The sequence below is a fragment of the Enterobacter sp. fkY84-1 genome, from assembly GCF_052974705.1.
Genome location: NZ_CP169393.1, coordinates 4,153,737 through 4,174,973, shown reverse-complemented (window position 1 = coordinate 4,174,973; position 21,237 = coordinate 4,153,737). Strand labels below are relative to the sequence as shown.

The window sequence follows — 21,237 nt, the reverse complement described above, 5'->3', positions numbered from 1 at the left end:
AGCATTTTTCTCCGGTTCGGCGTTACGTTACCTCTACCCTATCAGAGTCTGAAGTCTTCCCCAAGATAGACGCGCTTAACATGATCGTCTTCGAGGATCTGCTGCGGCGTACCGTGGGCGATCAGATTGCCCTGGCTGACAATATAGGCGCGTTCACACACGGCCAGCGTTTCACGCACGTTGTGGTCGGTAATCAGTACGCCAAGCCCGCTGTCGCGCAGGTGCTCAATGATACGTTTAATGTCGATAACGGAGATGGGGTCAACGCCCGCAAACGGTTCATCCAGAAGGATAAATTTCGGGTTTGCGGCCAGCGCACGCGCAATCTCAACGCGACGGCGTTCGCCCCCGGAGAGTGCCTGACCGAGGCTGTCGCGCAGATGCTCAATGTGGAACTCTTCCATCAGCTCGTTAGCACGATCCTGACGCTGTTCGTTGGTCAGGTCGTTACGAATTTGCAGGACCGCCATCAGGTTGTCGTAAACGCTGAGACGACGGAAAATGGAGGCTTCCTGCGGCAGATAGCCGATCCCGCGACGCGCGCGCGCGTGCAGCGGCAGAAGACTGATGTCTTCATCGTCAATGATAATGTTGCCGGCATCGCGCGGCACAATACCCACCACCATGTAGAAGGTGGTCGTTTTACCCGCACCGTTCGGGCCAAGCAGCCCCACGATTTCGCCGGAGTTGACGGTCAGACTGACATCTTCTACGACACGGCGGCCCTTATAGGCCTTCGCGAGGTTTTTTGCAGTTAATGTTGCCATAACGAATTAGTTACTCTTCTTCTGTGCCGGGGCCTGGCCCTTGCCTTTGTCCTGCAGCTGCGACGGAACCAGTACGGTGGTCACGCGTTTGCCTTTCTCGCTGGAGGCCTGCATTTTTTGCTCTTTAACCAGATAGGTAATCTGGTCGCCGGTAATGTTGCTGTCCAGCTGTTCCAGATACGCATTCCCGGTCAGGATGACCAGATCCTTCGCCAGCTCATAGTGCATGTGCGTAGCGCGGCCTTTCACCGGCTTGCCGTTGTCCTGCATTTGATAGAAGGTTGCCGGGTTGCCGTAACCATCAATAATCTCTTTGCCCTGCTCGCCACCCGGACGGGTTACGACCACTTTGTCGGCGTTGATTTTGATGGTGCCCTGGGTCATGACGACGTTACCCGTGAAGGTGACGACGTTACCCTGCATATCGAGAGACTGGGTGTCGGACTCAATATGGATCGGCTGGTCGGTATCGCCCGTTACAGCAAGCGCGGGGAGACTGGCCGCCAGCATCGCGCTGGCGATAATTACTTTAAGGCTGAGTTTGTTTGTTTTGAATTTCATAGGAGGTTCTAACCTTTTCAATCAGCTCGGCGTTCTTGCTGCGTAAGTTCCCGCGCATTCTTAAACCGCTGGAATTAAATGTTGTGCCATACAGTGTGACCAGATCCTGCGACGTCACGTCCTGGGTTACCAGGTTGATCTGGGCATTATCCGTCGTAATTTTTCGCAGTTGCGAGTCAGCGGTCAGGGCGTTGACTTCAACGTGGCCATACAGATAAAGCATACGGTCATTTGTCAGTTTGGCCCGATCTGACTTAATTGACCACGTCGGCACTTTGTCTTTATCAAATGTGGTCATCACAGGTTGGGTAAACCATGAAACGCCATCATCGGAAAAATATTCAACATGCTGGGCAATCAGGCGATAGTTCAGCGCGCCTTCCGGGCTATAGACCACGGTGTCGCTGTGATCGCTTTTATAGGTTGGATCGGTATTGTTGATCACTTCCGTTTGCGTATCGTCGCGATCGGCAAGGTTCACGCCAATCAATACCAGTGCGACAAGCGAAAGCAAAATGATAATCCAACGTCTGGTTTTACTCATATCGATTGCCCTTTGGCCTCATCAAGCTTGCCCTGCGCCAGCAGAAGCAGATCGCAGACTTCACGGACAGCGCCGCGGCCACCGTTGATGTGGGTAACGTAGTCGGCGCGCGGGATCAGCAGCGGATGCGCATCGGCAACGGCGATGCTCAGCCCAACTTCAGCCATCACCGGCCAGTCAATCAGGTCGTCCCCGACGTAGGCCACGTTTTCCGGTGCGATAGCCAGTTTACCCAGTAAATCATTGAACGCCGCCATCTTATCGGATTGACCCTGATACAGATGGGTAATACCTAAAGTTTCACAGCGGTCTTCTACCAGTTTAGCGTTTCGTCCGGTGATGATCGCCACCTCAATCCCCGAGGTGAGCGCACAGCGGATACCGTAGCCGTCGCGAACGTTAAACGCCTTCAGCTCTTCACCATTATTGCCCATGTAAATCAGGCCGTCGGAGAGAACCCCATCCACATCGAGGATGAGCAGACGAATGTTTTCCGCCTTTGCCATCATCTGCGTACTGACCGGACCATAACAGGTTGCAAGGGATGCACCCGCATTACTCATTGTCTTATCCTTCATTACACTACGCCTGCGCGCAGCAGATCATGCATATGTACCACACCCAGCAACTGGTCGCCATCGGCAACCATAACGGAGGTGATATGGCGGGACTGCATCAGGTTCAGCACATCCACGGCCAGCGTACCCGGACGCACGCGGATACCGCCCGGCGTCATCACGTCGGCAATGCCGAGCGTGCGGACATCGACACCCATATCGAACACGCGACGCAGGTCGCCATCGGTGAAGATCCCCTGAATTTTCATCAGATCGTCGCACACGACCGTCATCCCCAGATTCTTACGGGTGATTTCCAGCAGAGCATCACGCAGGGAGGCTTCTTTACTGACGTGAGGGATCTCATCCCCGGTGTGCATAATATCGTTTACCCGCAGCAGGAGCTTGCGCCCCAGCGCGCCGCCCGGGTGGGAAAGCGCGAAATCTTCCGGCGTAAAGCCACGGGCTTCAAGCAGCGCCACGGCAAGCGCATCGCCCATGACCAGTGCAGCGGTGGTGCTGGAGGTCGGCGCCAGACCGAGCGGACAGGCCTCCTTGGGAACCTTCACGCACAGGTGAATATCGGCTGCACGCGCCATGCTGCTTTCCGGGCGGCTGGTCATGCAAATCAGCGGCACCTGCAGTCGCTTCAGAACCGGGATGAGCGCCAGGATTTCATTGGACTCACCGGAGTTGGAGAGCGCGATGACGATATCCTGCGGCGTGACCATACCCAAGTCCCCGTGCGCGGCTTCCCCCGGGTGGACAAAGAAGGAAGAGGTGCCGGTACTGGCAAAGGTTGCCGCCATTTTGCGTCCAATGTGACCGGACTTGCCCATCCCCATCACCACGACTTTGCCGGCGCAGTAGAATATCTTCTCACATGCCAGACTAAAATCCTGATTAATGTACTGATCTAACTGCGCCAGACCTTCACGTTCAATCTCCAGAACGTCTTTGCCTGCTTTCTGAAAGTCAAAACCCGGCTGCAATTCTATTTGCGACATAATGCGTTTCCGTTTACCCAGAGAGAAGAGGCGAGAGCCAGTACAGCATCGCCATCCATACGATAAATCCACCCGTCAGCAGCGCGCCTGCGCCTTTGCCGATCTGTCGTTGCCGCCGCCAGCAGAGCAGGGCAAAAATCACGCTGACCAGCAACATCACGCCGTAATCACGTGAGAACGCCAGAGGATTAAAGGGCCCTGGCGAAATCAGGGCCGGCAGTCCCATCACAATGGCGATATTAAAAATGTTAGAACCGATGATATTACCAATGGCAATGTCATCCTCACCTTTACGTGCACCCGCAATGGCGGTGGCCAGCTCCGGCAGGCTGGTGCCGATGGCAATCACCGTCAGGCCTATAGTCAGCTCGCTGATGGCAAAATAGTTCGCCAGCACCGTCGCGTTATCCACGACCATGCGCGTTGCCATCGGCATGATGATCAGCGCGACGCCCAGCCAGAGCAGGGCAACAGGCAGCGTGCCTTCTCGCGGAAGCTCGGCGACCTGCTCGCGCGTGAGGCTATCCTGACCCTGCTTTTCAGCCAGACGGGCGATTTTAACACTATACAGCAGCCAAATAACGGCCAGCGCCAGCAGGAAAATGCCGTCGCTGTAGCTCAGTACGCCATCGTAAAATACGCATCCTGCCAGCAGGCTTACGAGTAACATTAGCGGCAATTCACGGCGCAGAACATCAGAATGCACGCGAAAAGGATGGAGCAGCGCGGCCAGGCCTAAAATCAATAAAATATTGACGATGTTAGAGCCAATGGCGGTGCCGACTGCCAGGTCTACCTGACCATGCAGCGAGGCGGAGACAGAGACGATGATTTCAGGAAGCGACGTTCCTACGCTGACCACGGTCATGCCGATGACAACAGGCGGTACGCCACTCAGGCGACACAGGATAGATGCAGCAAACACTAAACGGTCAGCACTGTAGACCACCAACAGTAAACCAATTATTAACAGTGCTGTTGCTAAAAGCATCAAAAGTCCTTTCTTCAGGTATACTCGTCGGTCCATTGCTCGGGAATGGCTGGACTGCATACAGTCTGAGGCGTAACGAATTCCTAATTTTGACTTTATGCGCCGGAAAAGTAAAACAAATGCCAGCTTTCGCTAACCTCTACGGTTATTATTCTGTAAAAATGCGGAGTTTAGGGCTGATTCAGGCTACATGCCTTAACGTGAGCAGGATAAGAAAGGAACCATAAATGAGCCAAACCATGGCGAATTTAGTCGATGTCCGCGGGGTGAGTTTTTCTCGCGCCAACAGATTGATATTTGATGATATTTCGTTGACCGTGCCGCGTGGCAAAATTACTGCCATCATGGGGCCGTCCGGGATCGGTAAAACGACCCTGCTCCGCCTTATTGGTGGGCAGATCCCACCGGATAGCGGTGAAATCCTCTTTGACGGCGAAAACATCCCGGAGATGTCGCGCTCGCGCCTGTATACTGTTCGCAAACGCATGAGCATGCTCTTTCAGTCGGGGGCTTTGTTCACCGACATGAACGTCTTTGATAACGTTGCCTATCCGCTGCGCGAGCATACCAGCCTGCCGCCTGCGCTGCTGAAAAGCACGGTGATGATGAAGCTAGAAGCCGTCGGGCTGCGGGGCGCCGCGAAGCTGATGCCTTCGGAGCTGTCCGGCGGGATGGCGCGTCGTGCCGCGCTGGCGCGAGCCATCGCATTAGAACCTGATTTAATTATGTTCGACGAACCGTTTGTCGGGCAGGATCCCATCACGATGGGCGTGCTGGTGAAGCTCATCTCTGAGCTGAACAGCGCGCTTGGCGTCACCTGCATTGTGGTGTCTCACGATGTACCTGAAGTGTTGAGCATTGCCGATTACGCCTACATCGTAGCGGACAAAAAGATCGTCGCACACGGTAGCGCCCAGGCGCTGCAGGAAAATTGCGATCCGCGCGTGCGGCAGTTCCTTGACGGTATTGCCGATGGCCCTGTGCCGTTCCGCTACCCGGCGGGCGACTATCGTGACGATTTACTGGGAATAGGGAGTTAAGCCACTCATGCTGTTAAATGCGTTGGCCGCTCTCGGACACCGTGGCATAAAAACCATCAGGACGTTCGGGCGTGCCGGATTGATGTTATTCAACGCGCTGGTCGGCAAGCCGGAATTCCGTAAGCACGCGCCGCTATTGGTGCGTCAGCTTTATAACGTCGGCGTGCTGTCGATGCTCATCATCATTGTCTCCGGTCTGTTTATCGGTATGGTGCTGGGTCTGCAGGGCTACCTGGTGCTGACAACCTACAGTGCGGAAACCAGCCTCGGGATGCTGGTGGCGCTCTCGCTGCTGCGTGAACTGGGGCCCGTTGTGGCGGCGCTGCTTTTCGCCGGGCGCGCGGGGTCGGCCTTAACGGCTGAAATTGGCCTGATGCGCGCGACCGAGCAGCTCTCCAGCATGGAGATGATGGCGGTCGATCCGCTGCGTCGCGTGATCTCGCCGCGTTTCTGGGCCGGGGTCATCTCTTTACCGCTGCTGACGATTCTGTTTGTCGCCGTGGGGATCTGGGGCGGTTCGCTGGTTGGCGTGCACTGGAAAGGCATTGATGCCGGTTTCTTCTGGTCTGCCATGCAGGACGCCATTGATCTGCGAATGGATCTGATTAACTGCCTGATTAAGAGCGTGGTATTTGCCATTACGGTCACCTGGATTGCATTGTTCAATGGTTACGATGCCATCCCGACGTCGGCGGGCATTAGCCGCGCAACTACACGTACAGTCGTTCATTCGTCGCTGGCCGTACTGGGTCTGGATTTTGTGCTCACCGCACTGATGTTTGGGAATTGAGTTCATGCAAACGAGAAAAAATGAAATTTGGGTCGGTGTATTCCTGCTGCTGGCGCTGCTGGCCGCGCTGTTTATCTGCCTGAGAGCGGCGGATATCACGTCTGTGCGCACCGAGCCGACGTATCGCATCTATGCCACCTTCGATAACATCGGCGGGCTGAAGGCGCGTTCACCGGTCCGTATTGGCGGCGTGGTGATCGGACGCGTATCTGACATTACGCTGGATGAGAAGACCTATCTGCCACGTGTCGCGATGGATATCGAAGAGCGTTACAACCACATTCCGGACACCAGCTCCCTTTCTATCCGCACTTCCGGTCTGCTGGGCGAACAATATCTGGCGCTTAACGTCGGTTTTGAAGACCCCGAGCTGGGAACGACTATCCTTAAGGACGGGAGCGTGATCCAGGACACCAAGTCCGCCATGGTGCTGGAAGATATGATTGGTCAGTTCCTTTACAACAGTAAAGGGGATGATAAAAAGTCTGACAATGCCCCTGCGCAGAGTGAAGACCATACCAATGCTGCGCCGACCCCAGGTGCTGCGAATTAATATCAGGAGAAGTCATTCATGTTTAAACGACTGTTAATGGTTGCCATGCTGGTTATTGCCCCTCTCACCGCGGTGCACGCGGCGGATCAGAGTAACCCGTACAAACTGATGGACGAAGCCGCGAAGAAAACCTTCGATCGTCTTAAAAACGAGCAGCCTAAGATTCGTGCTAATCCTGATTACCTGCGTGACGTGGTTGACCAGGAGCTGCTGCCGTACGTGCAGATCAAATATGCGGGAGCCCTGGTGCTGGGCCGCTATTACAAAGACGCAACCCCGGCTCAGCGTGATGCCTATTTTGCCGCTTTCCGTGAATACCTGAAGCAGGCGTATGGTCAGGCGCTGGCGATGTACCACGGTCAGACCTATCAGATCGCCCCGGAGCAGCCGCTGGGTGATGCGACCATCGTCCCTATTCGCGTAACGATCAACGATCCTAACGGCCGTCCGCCGGTGCGTCTGGATTTCCAGTGGCGTAAAAACAGCCAGACCGGCCACTGGCAGGCGTATGACATGATCGCCGAAGGCGTAAGCATGATCACCACCAAACAGAACGAGTGGAGCGACCTGCTGCGCACCAAGGGGATTGATGGCCTGACCGCGCAGCTGCAGTCCATCGCTCGTCAGAAAATTAGTCTGGACGAGAAGAAGTAATGTCACAGCAACTCAGCTGGTCGCGTGAAGGCGAGACATTAAAGCTGTCCGGTGAGCTGGATCAGGATCTGCTGAACCCCTTATGGGATAAACGCCATGAGGCCATGCAGGGCGTGACGGTTATTGACTTAACCGACGTCACGCGGGTAGATACGGCAGGCGTTGCACTGCTTGCCCATCTGGTTGCGGTAGGGAAAAAGCAGGGGGCGAGCGTCACGCTTCGCGGCGCGAGCGAGAATGTCGTGACCCTGGCGCAGCTCTACAATCTCCCTCAGGACGTACTGCCTCGTTAATATTTTCAGTGCGTTACTTCCGAAAGCCCTGACAGTTTCATCGTCGGGGCTTTTTGCTTGTTTAAGACGACGCCACTTTGCTCTAAGATGTTGGGCTTGTTTTCACTATCAGATGATTAAGAGCCCATGGAAAATCATGAAATCCAGACAGTGCTGATGAATGCACTCTCCCTTCAGGAAGCCCACGTCACAGGCGATGGCAGTCACTTCCAGGTTATTGCTGTGGGTGAGATGTTCGACGGTATGAGCCGTGTGAAGAAACAGCAGGCTGTATACGCGCCGCTGATGGAATATATTGCGGATAACCGCATCCACGCCCTGTCGATTAAAGCGTTCACCCCGCAAGAGTGGGCACGCGATCGCAAACTAAACGGTTTTTGAGCTGAGGGCGACAGGCCCGCAGCACGGTTGAATTTATAAGAGAGCACACCATGGATAAATTTCGTGTACAGGGGCCAACGCGTCTCCAGGGCGAAGTCACAATTTCTGGCGCGAAAAACGCCGCGCTGCCCATCCTCTTTGCTGCGCTGCTCGCGGAAGAGCCGGTAGAGATTCAGAACGTACCGAAGCTGAAAGATATCGACACCACCATGAAGCTGCTCACCCAGTTGGGCACGAAAGTCGAGCGTAACGGTTCCGTCTGGATCGACGCCAGCAAGGTGAATAACTTCTCTGCCCCTTACGATCTGGTGAAAACCATGCGTGCTTCCATCTGGGCGCTTGGCCCGCTGGTGGCGCGTTTCGGTCAGGGTCAGGTTTCGCTGCCGGGCGGTTGCGCTATCGGTGCGCGTCCGGTTGACCTGCACATCTTTGGCCTGGAAAAACTGGGCGCAGAGATCAAGCTGGAAGAAGGCTACGTTAAAGCGTCCGTCAATGGTCGTCTGAAAGGCGCGCACATTGTTATGGACAAAGTGAGCGTGGGCGCAACGGTGACCATTATGTCTGCGGCAACGCTGGCAGAAGGGACCACGATCATCGAAAACGCCGCGCGTGAACCGGAGATTGTGGATACTGCCAACTTCCTCGTGGCGCTGGGTGCGAAGATCTCCGGTCAGGGTACCGACCGCATCACCATCGAAGGCGTTGAGCGTCTGGGCGGGGGTGTCTATCGCGTACTGCCGGACCGTATCGAAACCGGTACCTTCCTGATCGCTGCTGCGATCTCTGGCGGGAAAATTGTTTGTCGCAACGCGCAGCCAGATACCCTGGATGCAGTGCTGGCGAAACTGCGCGATGCGGGTGCGGATATCGAAATCGGTGAAGACTGGATCAGCCTTGATATGCATGGACAGCGTCCAAAAGCGGTCAATGTGCGTACGGCACCGCATCCGGCGTTCCCAACTGACATGCAGGCACAGTTCACCTTGTTGAACCTGGTCGCCGAAGGGACCGGCTTTATCACGGAAACCATTTTCGAGAACCGCTTTATGCACGTACCGGAGCTGATCCGTATGGGGGCACGTGCCGAGATCGAAAGTAATACTGTGATTTGCCACGGCGTTGAGAAACTGTCCGGTGCTCAGGTGATGGCAACCGATCTGCGTGCGTCTGCCAGCCTGGTGTTGGCGGGCTGTATCGCAGAAGGCACAACGATCGTGGATCGTATTTATCACATCGATCGTGGTTATGAGCGTATCGAAGATAAACTGCGCGCGCTGGGTGCCAATATCGAGCGTGTGAAGGGCGAGTAATCGTTCCGGCAGCCCCCTGCCAGAAATGACCGGGGGGTTGCTGTTCCTGTCAAAAAAACCTTATTCCTGCGATTCTTTTTTTACTTTTCTCTGGCGAATCATGCGCGATCTGTCGATAAATTCATGGGTGACAGGATCGTGGTAGCGCGAAGGCCAAATCACCCACGGATGCGTGTCCAGCGCCGTTGCGATAATTAATTCTCCTTTTGGCCAGGGGCGGGTGAGGGCGTTTGCCAGAGTTGAAGAACTCAGTCCATGGCGGCGGGACTCTGCTGCCAGTGAAGTGCCTTTTTTGCGCAGTGCGGCAATAATATCAGCCGTGTGCCAGTCGATAAATTTCGTATCCATAACGCCGTCCTTAAGTTCGGATTCACCTACGCCGTTTCTTCTGAAACGACGGGTTTACTATACCCATTTCGAACTCTTGTTCTAAAAAGTTCGCGTTACTTGAAGGAATATTCAGAATAAGACATGGCTTTATTCATGCGGTCTCTAAACCGATGAATTTACATGAACGCGGAATTTACTGGTGTGTACTGGAATCTCCCCGCCAGGTTCGCGGGGAGAAAAAGGGAGATTAACGGTCGCGCTGAACGGCGATGTGGGCAAGGCCAATCAGTGCTTCGCGCCATGGGCTGTCTGGAATGACCTGAAGGGCCTCGATGGCCTTGTCGGCTTCTTCTTCTGCACGCTGACGCGTCCATTCCAGCGATCCGCAGATTGCCATGGTTTCCAGTACAGGTTCCAGAAGATGGCGGCCATTTCCCTGCTCAATCGCTTCACGGATCATCTTCGCCTGGTCGGCCGTTCCGTTACGCATGGCGTGGAGCAGCGGCAGGGTCGGTTTGCCTTCGTTCAGGTCATCGCCAACGTTTTTGCCGAGCGTCTCGCCGTCCGCACTGTAGTCCAGCAGATCGTCAATCAGCTGGAAGGCTGTGCCCAGATAGCGGCCATAGTCCTGCAGGCCTTTTTCCTGCGCTTCGGTACAGCCCGCCAAAATACCGGAACACTGGGCCGCCGCTTCAAACAGGCGCGCGGTTTTGCTGTAGATGACGCGCATGTAGTTTTCTTCAGTGATGTCCGGGTCGTTGACGTTCATCAGCTGCAGCACTTCGCCTTCAGCGATGACGTTAACGGCTTCGGACATCACTTCCAGCACTTTCAGGGAACCCAGGCTGGTCATCATCTGGAAGGCGCGGGTATAGATAAAATCTCCCACCAGGACGCTGGCTGCGTTCCCGAAAGCGGCGTTAGCCGTAGCTTTGCCACGACGCATATCCGATTCATCCACCACATCGTCGTGCAGAAGCGTCGCCGTGTGGATAAATTCGATGAGCGCGGCGATAGTGATGTGGGCATTTCCCTGATAGCCAACGGCTCTGGCAGCCAGAATAGCAATCATCGGACGAATGCGTTTACCGCCGCCGCTGACAATGTAATAGCCCAACTGATTGATCAGCTGAACGTCAGAGTTGAGTTGCTCCAGGATTGCTGCATTCACACCCGCCATATCTTGCGCGGTTAACTCGTTGATTTTTTCTAAATTCATCGCAAAAGCCGGGCTTTTTATCCTGTTGATCCCATCTTCAATGGGGTAACGAAGGGTTTCGGTTTATCAATACTAGTGCTGATTGTACTGAAAAAACGGCTCAGATAAACGTTACCGTACGTGTTGTGTTTTTTTTCTTCATGTATTGACGGTAGCACTTGTCAAAGGCTCGCGTTTTGCGTAATATTCGCGCCCTATTGTGAATATTTATAGCGCACTCTGATTCATACGAGGACGTGCGCGGAAGCGGAGTTTATATGTACGCGGTTTTCCAAAGTGGTGGTAAACAACACCGAGTAAGCGAAGGTCAGACCGTTCGCCTGGAAAAGCTGGACATCGCAACTGGCGAATCTGTTGAGTTCGCAGAAGTTCTGATGATCGCAAACGGTGAAGAAGTCAAAATCGGCGTTCCTTTCGTTGATGGCGGCGTTATCAAAGCTGAAGTTGTTGCACACGGTCGTGGCGAGAAAGTTAAAATCGTTAAGTTTCGTCGTCGTAAGCACTACCGTAAGCAGCAGGGCCACCGTCAGTGGTTCACTGATGTGAAAATTACTGGCATCAGCGCCTAAGACCTGAGGAGAGATTTAAATGGCACATAAAAAGGCTGGCGGCTCCACACGTAACGGTCGCGATTCAGAAGCTAAACGCCTGGGCGTTAAGCGTTTCGGTGGCGAATCCGTTCTGGCGGGTAGCATCATCGTTCGTCAACGTGGTACCAAATTCCACGCTGGCAACAACGTAGGTTGCGGTCGTGACCACACTCTGTTTGCTAAAGCAGACGGTAAAGTGAAATTTGAAGTTAAAGGCCCGAACAACCGTAAATACATCAGCATCGTTGCTGAGTAAGGTTTTCTCGGTCCGGTAACGGATTAAAGCCCCGCACCCTGTTGCGGGGCTTTTTACATTGGAAACCCGGTAATTTTTTCTGTAGGGAAAACGGGCATGAAGCAGCAGGCCGGCATAGGAATTCTTTTGGCGCTCACAACCGCAATGTGCTGGGGTGCGCTGCCAATTGCAATGAAGCAGGTACTGGAAGTGATGGAGCCGCCTACGGTGGTCTTTTATCGCTTTCTGATGGCAAGCATCGGCCTCGGGGCGATTCTGGCCATCAAAGGTAAGCTTCCACCCTTGCGGCTCTTCCGTAAACCGCGCTGGCTGGTATTGCTGGCTATCGCGACGGGCGGTCTGTTCGGTAACTTCATCCTGTTCAGCTCTTCCCTGCAATATCTCAGCCCCACGGCGTCGCAGGTGATTGGTCAGCTTTCGCCGGTGGGCATGATGGTCGCCAGCGTCTTTATCCTCAAGGAGAAGATGCGCGGTACGCAGATTATCGGGGCGAGCATGCTGTTGTGCGGTCTGGTGATGTTCTTCAACACCAGTCTGATCGAGATTTTTACCCGCCTGACGGATTACACCTGGGGTGTCATTTTCGGCGTGGGGGCAGCAACGGTCTGGGTGAGCTATGGCGTCGCGCAAAAGGTGTTATTGCGTCGGCTTGCCTCACAGCAGATCCTCTTTTTGCTGTACACTTTGTGTACAATAGCATTGCTGCCATTAGCGAAGCCGGGCGTGATTACCCAGCTTAGCGACTGGCAACTGGCGTGCCTCATTTTTTGTGGGCTGAACACGCTGGTCGGTTATGGCGCGCTGGCCGAAGCGATGGCGCGCTGGCAGGCAGCACAGGTGAGCGCGTTGATCACGCTTACCCCGCTGTTTACGCTGTTATTTTCAGATTTGTTATCAATGGCCTGGCCCGATGTCTTCGTCAGACCGATGCTCAACCTGTTGGGTTATCTCGGTGCGTTTGTCGTGGTTGCGGGCGCGATGTATTCCGCCATTGGTCATCGTCTTTGGGGACGTTGGCGCAAAAATGAAGCGGTTGTAGTAGTCCCCCGCTCAGGCGAATGAGTTACGGAGAGTAAAATGAAGTTTGTTGATGAAGCGACGATCCTGGTCGTGGCTGGTGATGGCGGCAACGGTTGCGTGAGCTTCCGCCGTGAAAAGTATATCCCTCGTGGCGGTCCTGATGGCGGCGACGGTGGGGATGGTGGTGACGTGTGGCTGGAGGCGGATGAGAACCTCAACACGCTGATCGACTACCGTTTCGAAAAATCCTTCCGCGCTGAACGTGGCCAGAACGGCCAGAGCCGTGACTGTACCGGGAAACGCGGTAAAGACGTCACCATTAAAGTTCCGGTCGGTACGCGTGTGATTGACCAGGGGACGGGTGAAACCATGGGCGACATGACCAAACACGGTCAGCGCCTGATGGTGGCGAAAGGCGGCTGGCACGGTCTGGGTAACAGCCGTTTCAAATCTTCCGTTAACCGTACGCCGCGTCAGAAAACGATGGGTACGCCGGGCGATAAGCGCGACCTGCAGCTGGAACTGATGCTTCTGGCTGACGTGGGCATGCTGGGTATGCCAAACGCAGGTAAATCGACGTTTATTCGCGCGGTTTCTGCGGCGAAGCCAAAAGTGGCTGACTATCCGTTTACCACGCTGGTACCAAGCCTGGGCGTTGTCCGTATGGATAACGAGAAGAGCTTCGTGGTCGCCGATATTCCGGGCCTGATTGAAGGCGCCGCGGAAGGGGCGGGTCTGGGTATTCGCTTCCTGAAACACCTTGAGCGCTGCCGCGTGCTGCTGCACCTCATTGATATCGATCCTATCGACGGTTCCGATCCGGTTGAAAACGCCCGCATCATTGTTGGCGAGCTGGAGAAATACAGCGAGAAACTGGCGAACAAACCACGCTGGCTGGTCTTCAACAAGATCGACCTGATGGACAAAGCCGAAGCGGAAGCAAAAGCGAAAGCCATTGCTGAAGCGATGGGTTGGGAAGATAAATACTACCTGATCTCTGCGGCAAGCCAGGTTGGCGTGAAAGATCTGTGCTGGGATGTGATGACCTTCATCATTGAGAACCCAATTGTTCAGGCGGAAGAAGTCAAACAGCCTGAAAAAGTCGAATTCATGTGGGATGACTACCACCGCCAGCAGCTCGAAGAGCTGGAAGCGGAAGAAGACGATGAAGACTGGGATGATGACTGGGATGAAGACGACGAAGAAGGCGTCGAGTTCATCTACAAGCACTAATTGCTGTTCAAAGCCCCCGTTATGGGGGCTTTTTTTATTCCAGCGTTGCGGGCAGCCAGCAGCTGGCGATTAAGCCACCTTCAGCACCATTCTCAAGCGTTAGCCTGCCGTGATGGAGCTGGAGGATGCGCTGCACGATGCTCAGGCCCAGCCCACTGCCTCCGTAGCGCTGGTCAAGACGGCGGAACGGCTCGGTAATTGACTGTCGGTGCGCTTCATCAATTCCAGGACCCTGATCGATAACGCTAATCTGCGTCCCGCCGTCGACCTCGGTTAATGTCACTGTAATCGTTGTCCCTGCCGGGCTGTAGCGCCCGGCATTCTCCAGCAGGTTGCGCAGCATCAGGCGCAGGAGAACGGCGTCTCCCTGAACCGTGAGCGCGCTTTTAGCGGGCCAAATCACCGTATGCTCTTTGGCTTCATGCCCCAGGCCGAGAGGTTCAATGATATTTTCCGTCCAGTTCACGGTTTCGTAGTGTCCGCTCGCCATGGCCTGTCCGGCCCGGGCCAGCATCAGCAGCTGTTCGACGGTATGCATGAGCTGATCGATACGGCTAATCAGCGTGGCGGCCTGTGGCGCACCTGACTGCGACATCAGCTCCAGATGGAGCCGGATACCGGCCAGAGGCGTTCTCAGCTCGTGAGCGGCGTCTGCGGTGAAGAGACGTTCCTGCTTAATGGTGCTATCCAGCCGGGCCAGCAGCTGGTTCAGGGAGGTCGTCACCGCGCCAATTTCTTCCATGTCGGAATACATGGGAAGCGGGGTTAAGTTATCGGCTGAACGATTAGCGAGGCTGGCGCGGAGTTTATTCAGCGGCCGGGTTATCCAGGTGACCGCCCAGAAAGAGAAGAGCAGGGTAAAGCCAACCATCACCAGGGAAGGGACCAGCAGCGAGGCAATCGCTTCGCGTATCTCTTTCTCAACGTGATTATTGCGCGCTTTCGCTGACAGCGTTTCGTTGACCAGAAAACCAATCTGTTCACGGCTTTCATGCCATAGCCAGATGACGCTTATCAGCTGGAAAAACAGGAGAATGACCGCCAGCAGTACCATCAGACGCCGACGCATGCTGTTCATTTCTGGCTCTCCAGACGATAGCCGACGCCGCGAACGGTTTTGATCCTGTCTTTACCGAGCTTACGCCGCAGATTATGGATGTGGACCTCAAGGGTATTTGACCCGGGATCGTCCTGCCAGGAGTAGATATCCTGCTGGAGCGTTTCTCTGTGTACCGTTTGCCCGCTGCGCATGATCAGACGCGTAAGCAAGGCGAACTCTTTTGGTGTGACCTCTACGGCCTGATCCTGTTGCAGCACCTGCTGGGTTTGCAAATTCAGCGTAATGTCGCCGTCGGTCAGTAAGTTATCACTATGGCCCTGATAACGGCGAATCAACGCTCGCACTCGTGCCTGCAGCTCCGCGAGCGCGAAAGGCTTCACCAGATAATCATCTGCGCCTGCATCGAGGCCGGTGATACGATCTTCAATGGCATCACGTGCCGTCAGGATCAGGACGGGATTGTTGATGCCGCGACGTCGCCACTGGCTGAGCAGCGTGGCGCCGTCTTTATCCGGCAAGCCCAAATCGAGGATCACCAGGCTGTATTCGCCGCTCTGGATCAGGGCATCCGCCTCTGCTGCGGTGCCTGCACAGTCGAGAGCATACCCTTCATTGGCCAGCCCCAGCGCCAGCCCTTCCTGCAATAACAGATCGTCTTCAACTATAAGTAGTTTCATCGCTAGTTATTCTGGTAGATGTCCTTATAAAGCCTGCTTTCGAAGCGAACCAGCGGAATACGACGATTGCGCTGATCGGTCGGTTCGACGGCATAGCCGGAAAGATACTGCACGAATGCCATGCGCTGTCCGCTGGCGGTAGTGATGAAGCCTGCAAGGTTGTAAACCCCCTGCAGTGAGCCTGTTTTCGCGGAGACTTTGCCATCCACGCCGGCAGCGTGAAGCCCTGCGCGGTACTGCAGTGAACCGTCATGTCCGGCCAGCGGCAGCATTGAAATAAAGTTTAGCTCAGTGTCATGCTGTGCAATGTACTGAAGCACCTGCATCATCGTGGCCGGAGAGATCAAATTATGGCGCGACAGGCCGGAGCCATCGACGGCGATGGTATTACCCAGATCGATCCCCGCCTGCTGGCGCAGAATCTGACGCACCGCGTCTGAGCCCGCGCGCCAGGTTCCCGGCACGCCGAAACGGGCGTGGCCAATCATGCGGAACACCGTATCGGCAATCATGTTGTCCGACTTTTTCAGCATAATTCGCAGTAAATCGTGCAGCGGCGCAGACTGTTTGCTGGCGATGACCGTGCCGGGCTGGTTGACCTGCGTCTGACGAAGCAGGGTGCCGGAATAGGTTATTCCCGCTTGTTTCAGCTCATCTTTCAGAATGGCGCCTGCATAGCTTGCGCCATCCTGTATCGCAAAGGCCAGCGGCAGCGGATCGGCGCGCTGCGTCAGGCAGCCGGTGAGCGTGAAGCGGTTAAGGTCGCCTGGCACCACATCCAGTTCGCAATACTGGGCATCGGGGGAACCCTTGGCCAGCGTGCGAACCTGGCTAAACATGGTGACCGGGTAGTAGGACGCGATGCGGATAAACGCTAAATCATCCGGCTTCGGCGCACTGTAAAGCGAAACCGAGAAGCAGTTGCGGTCAACAATCGCAGCGGCGGGCGGGGCGCTAAAACACTGCGTCATGTCGTTCCACGGCCAGCCCGGGGCTTTGTCGTGGCTGGCAAAGATGGACGTGTCGATCAGCACATTGCCATCAATTTTTTGCACGCCGGTTTTTTTTAGCACCGCAACCATATTGCGGATATCCTGGCGTTTAAAGGTTGGATCGCCGCCAAAACGGGCGATAAGATCGCCTTTCAGTTCGCCACCCTCGACGTTACCTTTGGTTTCAAGGGTGGTCGTAAAACGGAAGTCAGGCCCGAGCTGGAGCAGAGCGGCGAGGGCGGTGATCACCTTTTGGGTACTGGCAGGCAGCGCCATCTGTTGACTGTGATAGTCAATCTCGGGAGCCTGTGCGCCAACCTTCTGCACCATCAGGGCAAGGTTCGCGCCTGCGGGAAGCTGATTAATGTACTCATCAACATTCGCGGCCTGGGCGGTGAACGTTATACTGGTAGTCAATCCGATGATAAAACTGGAAAATCGCATAATCTCGCGCTAACAACCCGAAAACAAACCGTCATACTACGGTGCATGGCACTGCAAAGTAAACGATGACCCATAGTGAACTTCGCGGTAAAATGCGTATCAAATTGAAAAATTGCTGCTGACCTGGGGCGTTGCTCCCGGGTCGGTTTTCTTTTTGCTTCTGGCCTGTTCAGGTGGGCTGGAGCAGGGAACACTGCTCCCAACAGGAATGTTTAAGAGGTATAACAAATGCAAGCTATTCCGATGACCTTACGTGGTGCCGAAAAACTGCGCGAAGAGCTGGATTTTCTGAAATCCGTACGTCGCCCTGAAATCATCGCCGCTATCGCGGAAGCGCGTGAGCATGGCGACCTGAAAGAGAACGCTGAATACCACGCCGCGCGTGAGCAGCAGGGCTTCTGTGAAGGGCGTATTAAAGATATCGAAGCAAAACTGTCCAATGCACAGGTTATCGATATCACCAAAATGCCGAATAATGGCCGTGTGATTTTTGGTTCAACCGTTACCGTGCTGAACCTGGACAACGACGAAGAGCAGACCTATCGCATCGTGGGTGATGATGAAGCTGACTTCAAACAGAACCTGATTTCGGTGAACTCACCGATTGCTCGCGGCCTGATTGGCAAAGAGCAGGACGATGTTGTCACCATCCGCACCCCTGGTGGTGAAGTGGAATACGAAATTATTAAGGTTGAATACCTGTAATTCGCTTCTCTACTAAGATGTTGATACATTGTAAAGAAAAGAAAAAGGCCGCGTAGCGGCCTTTTATCAACTCAAGGAGCATGGCATTTTGCTCGCCTGCTGACAGAAATCCCTCGTTTCACACAGAAAATGTGTTTAATTCAGGATATCCTTAACGTGGCAGCGAGATTTTACGCTCTTTAGATGGGCGGTAGAGCACCAGCGTTTTACCGATGACCTGTACATTACAGGCGCCGGTTTCGCGCACGATGGCTTCCACGATCAGGTTTTTAGTGTCTCTGTCTTCAGAGGCGATTTTCACCTTGATCAGCTCGTGGTGTTCCAGCGCTTGTTCAATCTCGGCAAGCACCCCTTCGGTCAAACCATTGTTGCCAAGCATCACTACAGGCTTGAGCGGATGTGCCAGACCTTTAAGGTGCTGTTTTTGTTTAGTACTCAGATTCATCGTATATTTTTGCTTACGTTGGGATTGAAAACGGTTCATTCTACCGCCATCTCCCTAATATCGCCAAATAGCTGCGTAGAAATTTACGTCACAGGCAAGTAACGATGAACCAGGACGGAAATGTTAAATGACAGGTAAAAAGCGTTCTGCCAGCTCCAGCCGCTGGCTTCAGGAACACTTTAGCGATAAATATGTTCAACAGGCACAGAAAAAGGGGTTGCGGTCCCGTGCCTGGTTTAAACTTGATGAAATACAGCAAAGTGACAAACTTTTTAAGCCGGGGATGACGGTTGTTGACCTCGGTGCGGCACCTGGCGGATGGTCCCAGTATGCGGTAACGCAGATCGGCGGAACGGGCCGAATCATCGCGTGCGATCTTTTACCAATGGATCCCATCGTCGGTGTCGACTTCCTTCAGGGCGACTTTCGTGATGAATTAGTGCTGAAAGCGTTACTTGATCGTGTAGGTGACAGTAAGGTCCAGGTTGTCATGTCAGATATGGCACCAAATATGTGCGGAACACCGGCGGTGGATATCCCCCGCGCCATGTATCTGGTGGAGCTAGCGTTAGAAATGTGTCGTGATGTACTAGCGCCTGGTGGTAGTTTTGTTGTGAAGGTGTTTCAGGGCGAAGGTTTCGAGGAGTATCTTAAGGAAATTCGCTCCCTGTTTGCGAAGGTCAAAGTTCGTAAGCCGGACTCTTCCCGGGCCCGTTCCCGTGAAGTGTATATTGTAGCGACCGGGCGAAAATGATAACCGGGAGATTTCAGACGAAAGTTTGAATGAAACTGGATATAGAGTATCCTGACGCTGTTTTTAACACAGTTGTAATATGAGGTTAATCCCTTGAGTGACATGGCGAAAAACCTAATACTCTGGCTGGTCATTGCCGTTGTGCTGATGTCAGTATTCCAGAGCTTTGGGCCCAGCGAGTCGAATGGCCGCAAGGTGGATTATTCTACCTTCCTGCAGGAGGTCAATCAGGACCAGGTTCGCGAAGCGCGTATCAACGGACGTGAGATCAACGTTACCAAGAAAGATAGTAACCGTTACACGACTTACATCCCGGTGAACGATCCTAAGCTGCTTGATAACCTTCTGACCAAAAACGTCAAAGTGGTAGGCGAGCCGCCAGAAGAACCAAGCCTGTTGGCTTCTATCTTCATTTCCTGGTTCCCGATGCTGCTGCTTATCGGCGTCTGGATCTTCTTTATGCGCCAGATGCAGGGCGGCGGTGGCAAAGGTGCCATGTCGTTCGGTAAGAGCAAGGCGCGTATGTTGACGGAAGATCAGATCAAAACCACGTTTGCAGACGTCGCCGGGTGTGACGAAGCAAAAGAAGAGGTGGGTGAACTGGTTGAATACCTGCGCGAGCCGAGCCGTTTCCAGAAACTGGGCGGTAAAATCCCGAAAGGCGTGCTGATGGTTGGCCCTCCGGGTACCGGTAAAACTCTGCTGGCGAAAGCCATCGCGGGTGAAGCGAAGGTGCCGTTCTTTACTATTTCAGGTTCAGACTTCGTCGAAATGTTCGTGGGTGTTGGTGCATCTCGTGTGCGTGACATGTTCGAGCAGGCCAAGAAGGCAGCACCGTGCATTATCTTCATCGATGAAATCGACGCCGTAGGCCGCCAGCGTGGCGCAGGCCTGGGCGGTGGTCACGATGAACGTGAACAGACGCTGAACCAGATGCTGGTTGAGATGGACGGCTTCGAAGGTAACGAAGGTATCATCGTTATCGCGGCAACTAACCGTCCGGACGTACTTGACCCGGCGCTGCTGCGTCCAGGCCGTTTCGACCGTCAGGTTGTTGTCGGTCTGCCGGATGTTCGCGGTCGTGAACAAATTCTGAAAGTTCACATGCGTCGCGTACCGCTGGCACCAGATATCGACGCGGCAATCATTGCGCGCGGTACTCCGGGCTTCTCCGGTGCGGATCTCGCTAACCTGGTCAACGAAGCTGCACTGTTTGCCGCTCGCGGTAACAAGCGCGTCGTGTCGATGGTGGAGTTCGAGAAAGCGAAAGACAAGATCATGATGGGTGCGGAACGTCGCTCCATGGTGATGACGGAAGCGCAGAAAGAGTCCACGGCTTACCACGAAGCCGGTCACGCGATTATCGGTCGTCTGGTGCCGGAACACGATCCGGTGCATAAAGTGACGATTATTCCGCGCGGTCGTGCGCTGGGTGTGACCTTCTTCCTGCCTGAAGGCGACGCGATCAGCGCCAGCCGTCAGAAGCTGGAAAGCCAGATCTCAACCCTGTACGGCGGTCGTCTGGCGGAAGAGATTATCTACGGTCCGGAACATGTTTCTACCGGTGCGTCGAACGACATTAAAGTGGCGACAAACCTGGCGCGTAACATGGTGACTCAGTGGGGCTTCTCCGACAAACTCGGTCCGCTGCTGTATGCAGAGGAAGAGGGTGAGGTGTTCCTGGGCCGCTCTGTCGCGAAAGCGAAACATATGTCCGATGAAACGGCTCGTATCATCGACCAGGAAGTGAAAGCGCTGATTGAACGTAACTACGGTCGCGCGCGTCAGATCCTGAATGACAACATGGACATTCTGCATTCCATGAAAGATGCGCTCATGAAATATGAGACCATCGATGCACCGCAGATTGACGACCTGATGGCGCGCCGCGAAGTGCGTCCGCCAGCAGGCTGGGAAGACCCAGGCGCTTCCAATAACTCTGACAACAATGGCACCCCGCGTGCGCCGCGTCCGGTTGATGAACCGCGTACGCCAAACCCGGGCAACACCATGTCAGAACAGTTGGGCGATAAGTAAGTCACTGCTGTTGAAGCGTTTGTTTGT

General features: G+C 54.5%; 26 protein-coding genes. 14 read left to right on the top strand and 12 right to left on the bottom strand.

The window, feature by feature from the left end; translation table 11 throughout:
* Nucleotides 1–41: 41 nt before the first annotated feature.
* Genes lptB through ACEPLT_RS19925 form a run of 6 tightly spaced genes read right to left on the bottom strand, consistent with a single transcriptional unit; the run spans nucleotide 42 to nucleotide 4,427 of the window.
* A complete protein-coding gene (gene lptB, locus ACEPLT_RS19950) occupies nucleotides 42–767 on the bottom strand; it encodes an LPS export ABC transporter ATP-binding protein (protein ID WP_008501446.1) in 726 nt (241 codons plus the stop codon).
* Between the two features lie 6 nt (nucleotides 768–773).
* Complete coding sequence (gene lptA, locus ACEPLT_RS19945) at nucleotides 774–1,328, bottom strand: lipopolysaccharide ABC transporter substrate-binding protein LptA (protein ID WP_008501447.1); 555 nt, start codon at nucleotides 1,326–1,328, stop codon at nucleotides 774–776.
* Nucleotides 1,297–1,872 (bottom strand): LPS export ABC transporter periplasmic protein LptC, encoded by a 576-nt coding sequence (gene lptC, locus ACEPLT_RS19940; RefSeq protein ID WP_021242266.1) that lies wholly within the window; start codon nucleotides 1,870–1,872, stop codon nucleotides 1,297–1,299. Before lptC ends, lptA begins: the two co-directional genes overlap by 32 nt.
* A complete protein-coding gene (gene kdsC / locus ACEPLT_RS19935; protein WP_008501449.1) occupies nucleotides 1,869–2,435 on the bottom strand; it encodes a 3-deoxy-manno-octulosonate-8-phosphatase KdsC in 567 nt (188 codons plus the stop codon). Before kdsC ends, lptC begins: the two co-directional genes overlap by 4 nt.
* Nucleotides 2,436–2,449: 14 nt before the next feature.
* The gene (gene kdsD, locus ACEPLT_RS19930; RefSeq protein ID WP_008501450.1) at nucleotides 2,450–3,436 is read right to left on the bottom strand and encodes an arabinose-5-phosphate isomerase KdsD; all 987 of its coding nucleotides are present in this window, start codon (nucleotides 3,434–3,436) and stop codon (nucleotides 2,450–2,452) included.
* Nucleotides 3,437–3,449: 13 nt separating this feature from the next.
* Nucleotides 3,450–4,427, bottom strand: coding sequence for a calcium/sodium antiporter (locus tag ACEPLT_RS19925; protein WP_008501451.1), 978 nt, complete (start codon nucleotides 4,425–4,427; stop codon nucleotides 3,450–3,452).
* A gap of 227 nt (nucleotides 4,428–4,654) precedes the next feature.
* On the opposite strand from ACEPLT_RS19925, the gene mlaF reads away from it, so the two are divergent.
* From mlaF to murA, 7 genes are all read left to right on the top strand, one after another.
* Complete coding sequence (mlaF, locus tag ACEPLT_RS19920) at nucleotides 4,655–5,467, top strand: phospholipid ABC transporter ATP-binding protein MlaF (RefSeq protein ID WP_008501452.1); 813 nt, start codon at nucleotides 4,655–4,657, stop codon at nucleotides 5,465–5,467.
* 7 nt (nucleotides 5,468–5,474) lie between these two features.
* Nucleotides 5,475–6,257: a lipid asymmetry maintenance ABC transporter permease subunit MlaE gene (mlaE, locus tag ACEPLT_RS19915; RefSeq protein WP_008501454.1), complete on the top strand. Its 783-nt coding sequence runs from the start codon at nucleotides 5,475–5,477 to the stop codon at nucleotides 6,255–6,257.
* 4 nt (nucleotides 6,258–6,261) lie between these two features.
* The gene (mlaD, locus tag ACEPLT_RS19910; protein WP_008501455.1) at nucleotides 6,262–6,810 is read left to right on the top strand and encodes an outer membrane lipid asymmetry maintenance protein MlaD; all 549 of its coding nucleotides are present in this window, start codon (nucleotides 6,262–6,264) and stop codon (nucleotides 6,808–6,810) included.
* Between the two features lie 18 nt (nucleotides 6,811–6,828).
* Nucleotides 6,829–7,464: a phospholipid-binding protein MlaC gene (gene mlaC / locus ACEPLT_RS19905; RefSeq protein WP_008501456.1), complete on the top strand. Its 636-nt coding sequence runs from the start codon at nucleotides 6,829–6,831 to the stop codon at nucleotides 7,462–7,464.
* Nucleotides 7,464–7,757 carry a lipid asymmetry maintenance protein MlaB gene (mlaB, locus tag ACEPLT_RS19900; RefSeq protein ID WP_021242262.1) on the top strand — a complete coding sequence of 98 codons (294 nt, stop codon included), beginning with the start codon at nucleotides 7,464–7,466 and terminating at the stop codon, nucleotides 7,755–7,757. The genes mlaC and mlaB overlap by 1 nt, the downstream gene beginning before the upstream one ends.
* 126 nt (nucleotides 7,758–7,883) lie before the next feature.
* A complete protein-coding gene (gene ibaG, locus ACEPLT_RS19895; RefSeq protein WP_008501458.1) occupies nucleotides 7,884–8,138 on the top strand; it encodes a BolA family iron metabolism protein IbaG in 255 nt (84 codons plus the stop codon).
* A 50-nt stretch (nucleotides 8,139–8,188) separates the two neighbouring features.
* Nucleotides 8,189–9,448, top strand: a complete 1,260-nt coding sequence (gene murA / locus ACEPLT_RS19890; RefSeq protein WP_008501459.1) for a UDP-N-acetylglucosamine 1-carboxyvinyltransferase — start codon at nucleotides 8,189–8,191, stop codon at nucleotides 9,446–9,448.
* Nucleotides 9,449–9,508: 60 nt separating this feature from the next.
* Here the strand turns inward: murA and sfsB are convergent, their stop codons facing one another.
* Both sfsB and ispB read right to left on the bottom strand, forming a co-directional pair.
* Nucleotides 9,509–9,796, bottom strand: a complete 288-nt coding sequence (gene sfsB / locus ACEPLT_RS19885) for a DNA-binding transcriptional regulator SfsB (protein WP_008501460.1) — start codon at nucleotides 9,794–9,796, stop codon at nucleotides 9,509–9,511.
* A 229-nt stretch (nucleotides 9,797–10,025) separates the two neighbouring features.
* Nucleotides 10,026–10,997, bottom strand: a complete 972-nt coding sequence (ispB, locus tag ACEPLT_RS19880) for an octaprenyl diphosphate synthase (protein WP_008501461.1) — start codon at nucleotides 10,995–10,997, stop codon at nucleotides 10,026–10,028.
* 257 nt (nucleotides 10,998–11,254) lie between these two features.
* On the opposite strand from ispB, the gene rplU reads away from it, so the two are divergent.
* From rplU to cgtA, 4 genes are all read left to right on the top strand, one after another.
* On the top strand, nucleotides 11,255–11,566 hold the full coding sequence (gene rplU / locus ACEPLT_RS19875; protein ID WP_003025032.1) for a 50S ribosomal protein L21: 312 nt from the start codon (nucleotides 11,255–11,257) through the stop codon (nucleotides 11,564–11,566).
* Between the two features lie 19 nt (nucleotides 11,567–11,585).
* Nucleotides 11,586–11,843: a 50S ribosomal protein L27 gene (gene rpmA / locus ACEPLT_RS19870; protein ID WP_004385076.1), complete on the top strand. Its 258-nt coding sequence runs from the start codon at nucleotides 11,586–11,588 to the stop codon at nucleotides 11,841–11,843.
* A 96-nt stretch (nucleotides 11,844–11,939) separates the two neighbouring features.
* Nucleotides 11,940–12,905: a DMT family transporter gene (locus tag ACEPLT_RS19865; protein WP_008501462.1), complete on the top strand. Its 966-nt coding sequence runs from the start codon at nucleotides 11,940–11,942 to the stop codon at nucleotides 12,903–12,905.
* A gap of 15 nt (nucleotides 12,906–12,920) precedes the next feature.
* Entirely contained in the window at nucleotides 12,921–14,096 is a 1,176-nt protein-coding gene (gene cgtA / locus ACEPLT_RS19860) for an Obg family GTPase CgtA (RefSeq protein ID WP_021242261.1), read from the top strand.
* A gap of 34 nt (nucleotides 14,097–14,130) precedes the next feature.
* Here cgtA and pmrB read toward each other — a convergent pair whose 3' ends face one another.
* Genes pmrB through dacB form a run of 3 tightly spaced genes read right to left on the bottom strand, consistent with a single transcriptional unit; the run spans nucleotide 14,131 to nucleotide 17,269 of the window.
* Nucleotides 14,131–15,174, bottom strand: a complete 1,044-nt coding sequence (gene pmrB, locus ACEPLT_RS19855) for a two-component system sensor histidine kinase PmrB (protein ID WP_045407062.1) — start codon at nucleotides 15,172–15,174, stop codon at nucleotides 14,131–14,133.
* Complete coding sequence (gene pmrA, locus ACEPLT_RS19850; RefSeq protein ID WP_008501465.1) at nucleotides 15,171–15,833, bottom strand: two-component system response regulator PmrA; 663 nt, start codon at nucleotides 15,831–15,833, stop codon at nucleotides 15,171–15,173. Before pmrA ends, pmrB begins: the two co-directional genes overlap by 4 nt.
* Nucleotides 15,834–15,835: 2 nt before the next feature.
* Nucleotides 15,836–17,269: a serine-type D-Ala-D-Ala carboxypeptidase gene (gene dacB, locus ACEPLT_RS19845; protein ID WP_021242259.1), complete on the bottom strand. Its 1,434-nt coding sequence runs from the start codon at nucleotides 17,267–17,269 to the stop codon at nucleotides 15,836–15,838.
* Between the two features lie 228 nt (nucleotides 17,270–17,497).
* Between dacB and greA the strand changes: the two genes are divergently transcribed.
* On the top strand, nucleotides 17,498–17,974 hold the full coding sequence (gene greA, locus ACEPLT_RS19840) for a transcription elongation factor GreA (RefSeq protein WP_003861815.1): 477 nt from the start codon (nucleotides 17,498–17,500) through the stop codon (nucleotides 17,972–17,974).
* A gap of 151 nt (nucleotides 17,975–18,125) precedes the next feature.
* On the opposite strand, the gene yhbY is transcribed toward greA, so the two are convergent.
* Nucleotides 18,126–18,419 carry a ribosome assembly RNA-binding protein YhbY gene (yhbY, locus tag ACEPLT_RS19835; protein WP_003861814.1) on the bottom strand — a complete coding sequence of 98 codons (294 nt, stop codon included), beginning with the start codon at nucleotides 18,417–18,419 and terminating at the stop codon, nucleotides 18,126–18,128.
* Between the two features lie 127 nt (nucleotides 18,420–18,546).
* On the opposite strand from yhbY, the gene rlmE reads away from it, so the two are divergent.
* Complete coding sequence (gene rlmE, locus ACEPLT_RS19830; RefSeq protein ID WP_003861812.1) at nucleotides 18,547–19,173, top strand: 23S rRNA (uridine(2552)-2'-O)-methyltransferase RlmE; 627 nt, start codon at nucleotides 18,547–18,549, stop codon at nucleotides 19,171–19,173.
* Nucleotides 19,174–19,275: 102 nt separating this feature from the next.
* Nucleotides 19,276–21,210: an ATP-dependent zinc metalloprotease FtsH gene (gene ftsH, locus ACEPLT_RS19825; RefSeq protein WP_013098921.1), complete on the top strand. Its 1,935-nt coding sequence runs from the start codon at nucleotides 19,276–19,278 to the stop codon at nucleotides 21,208–21,210.
* Nucleotides 21,211–21,237: the final 27 nt, after the last annotated feature.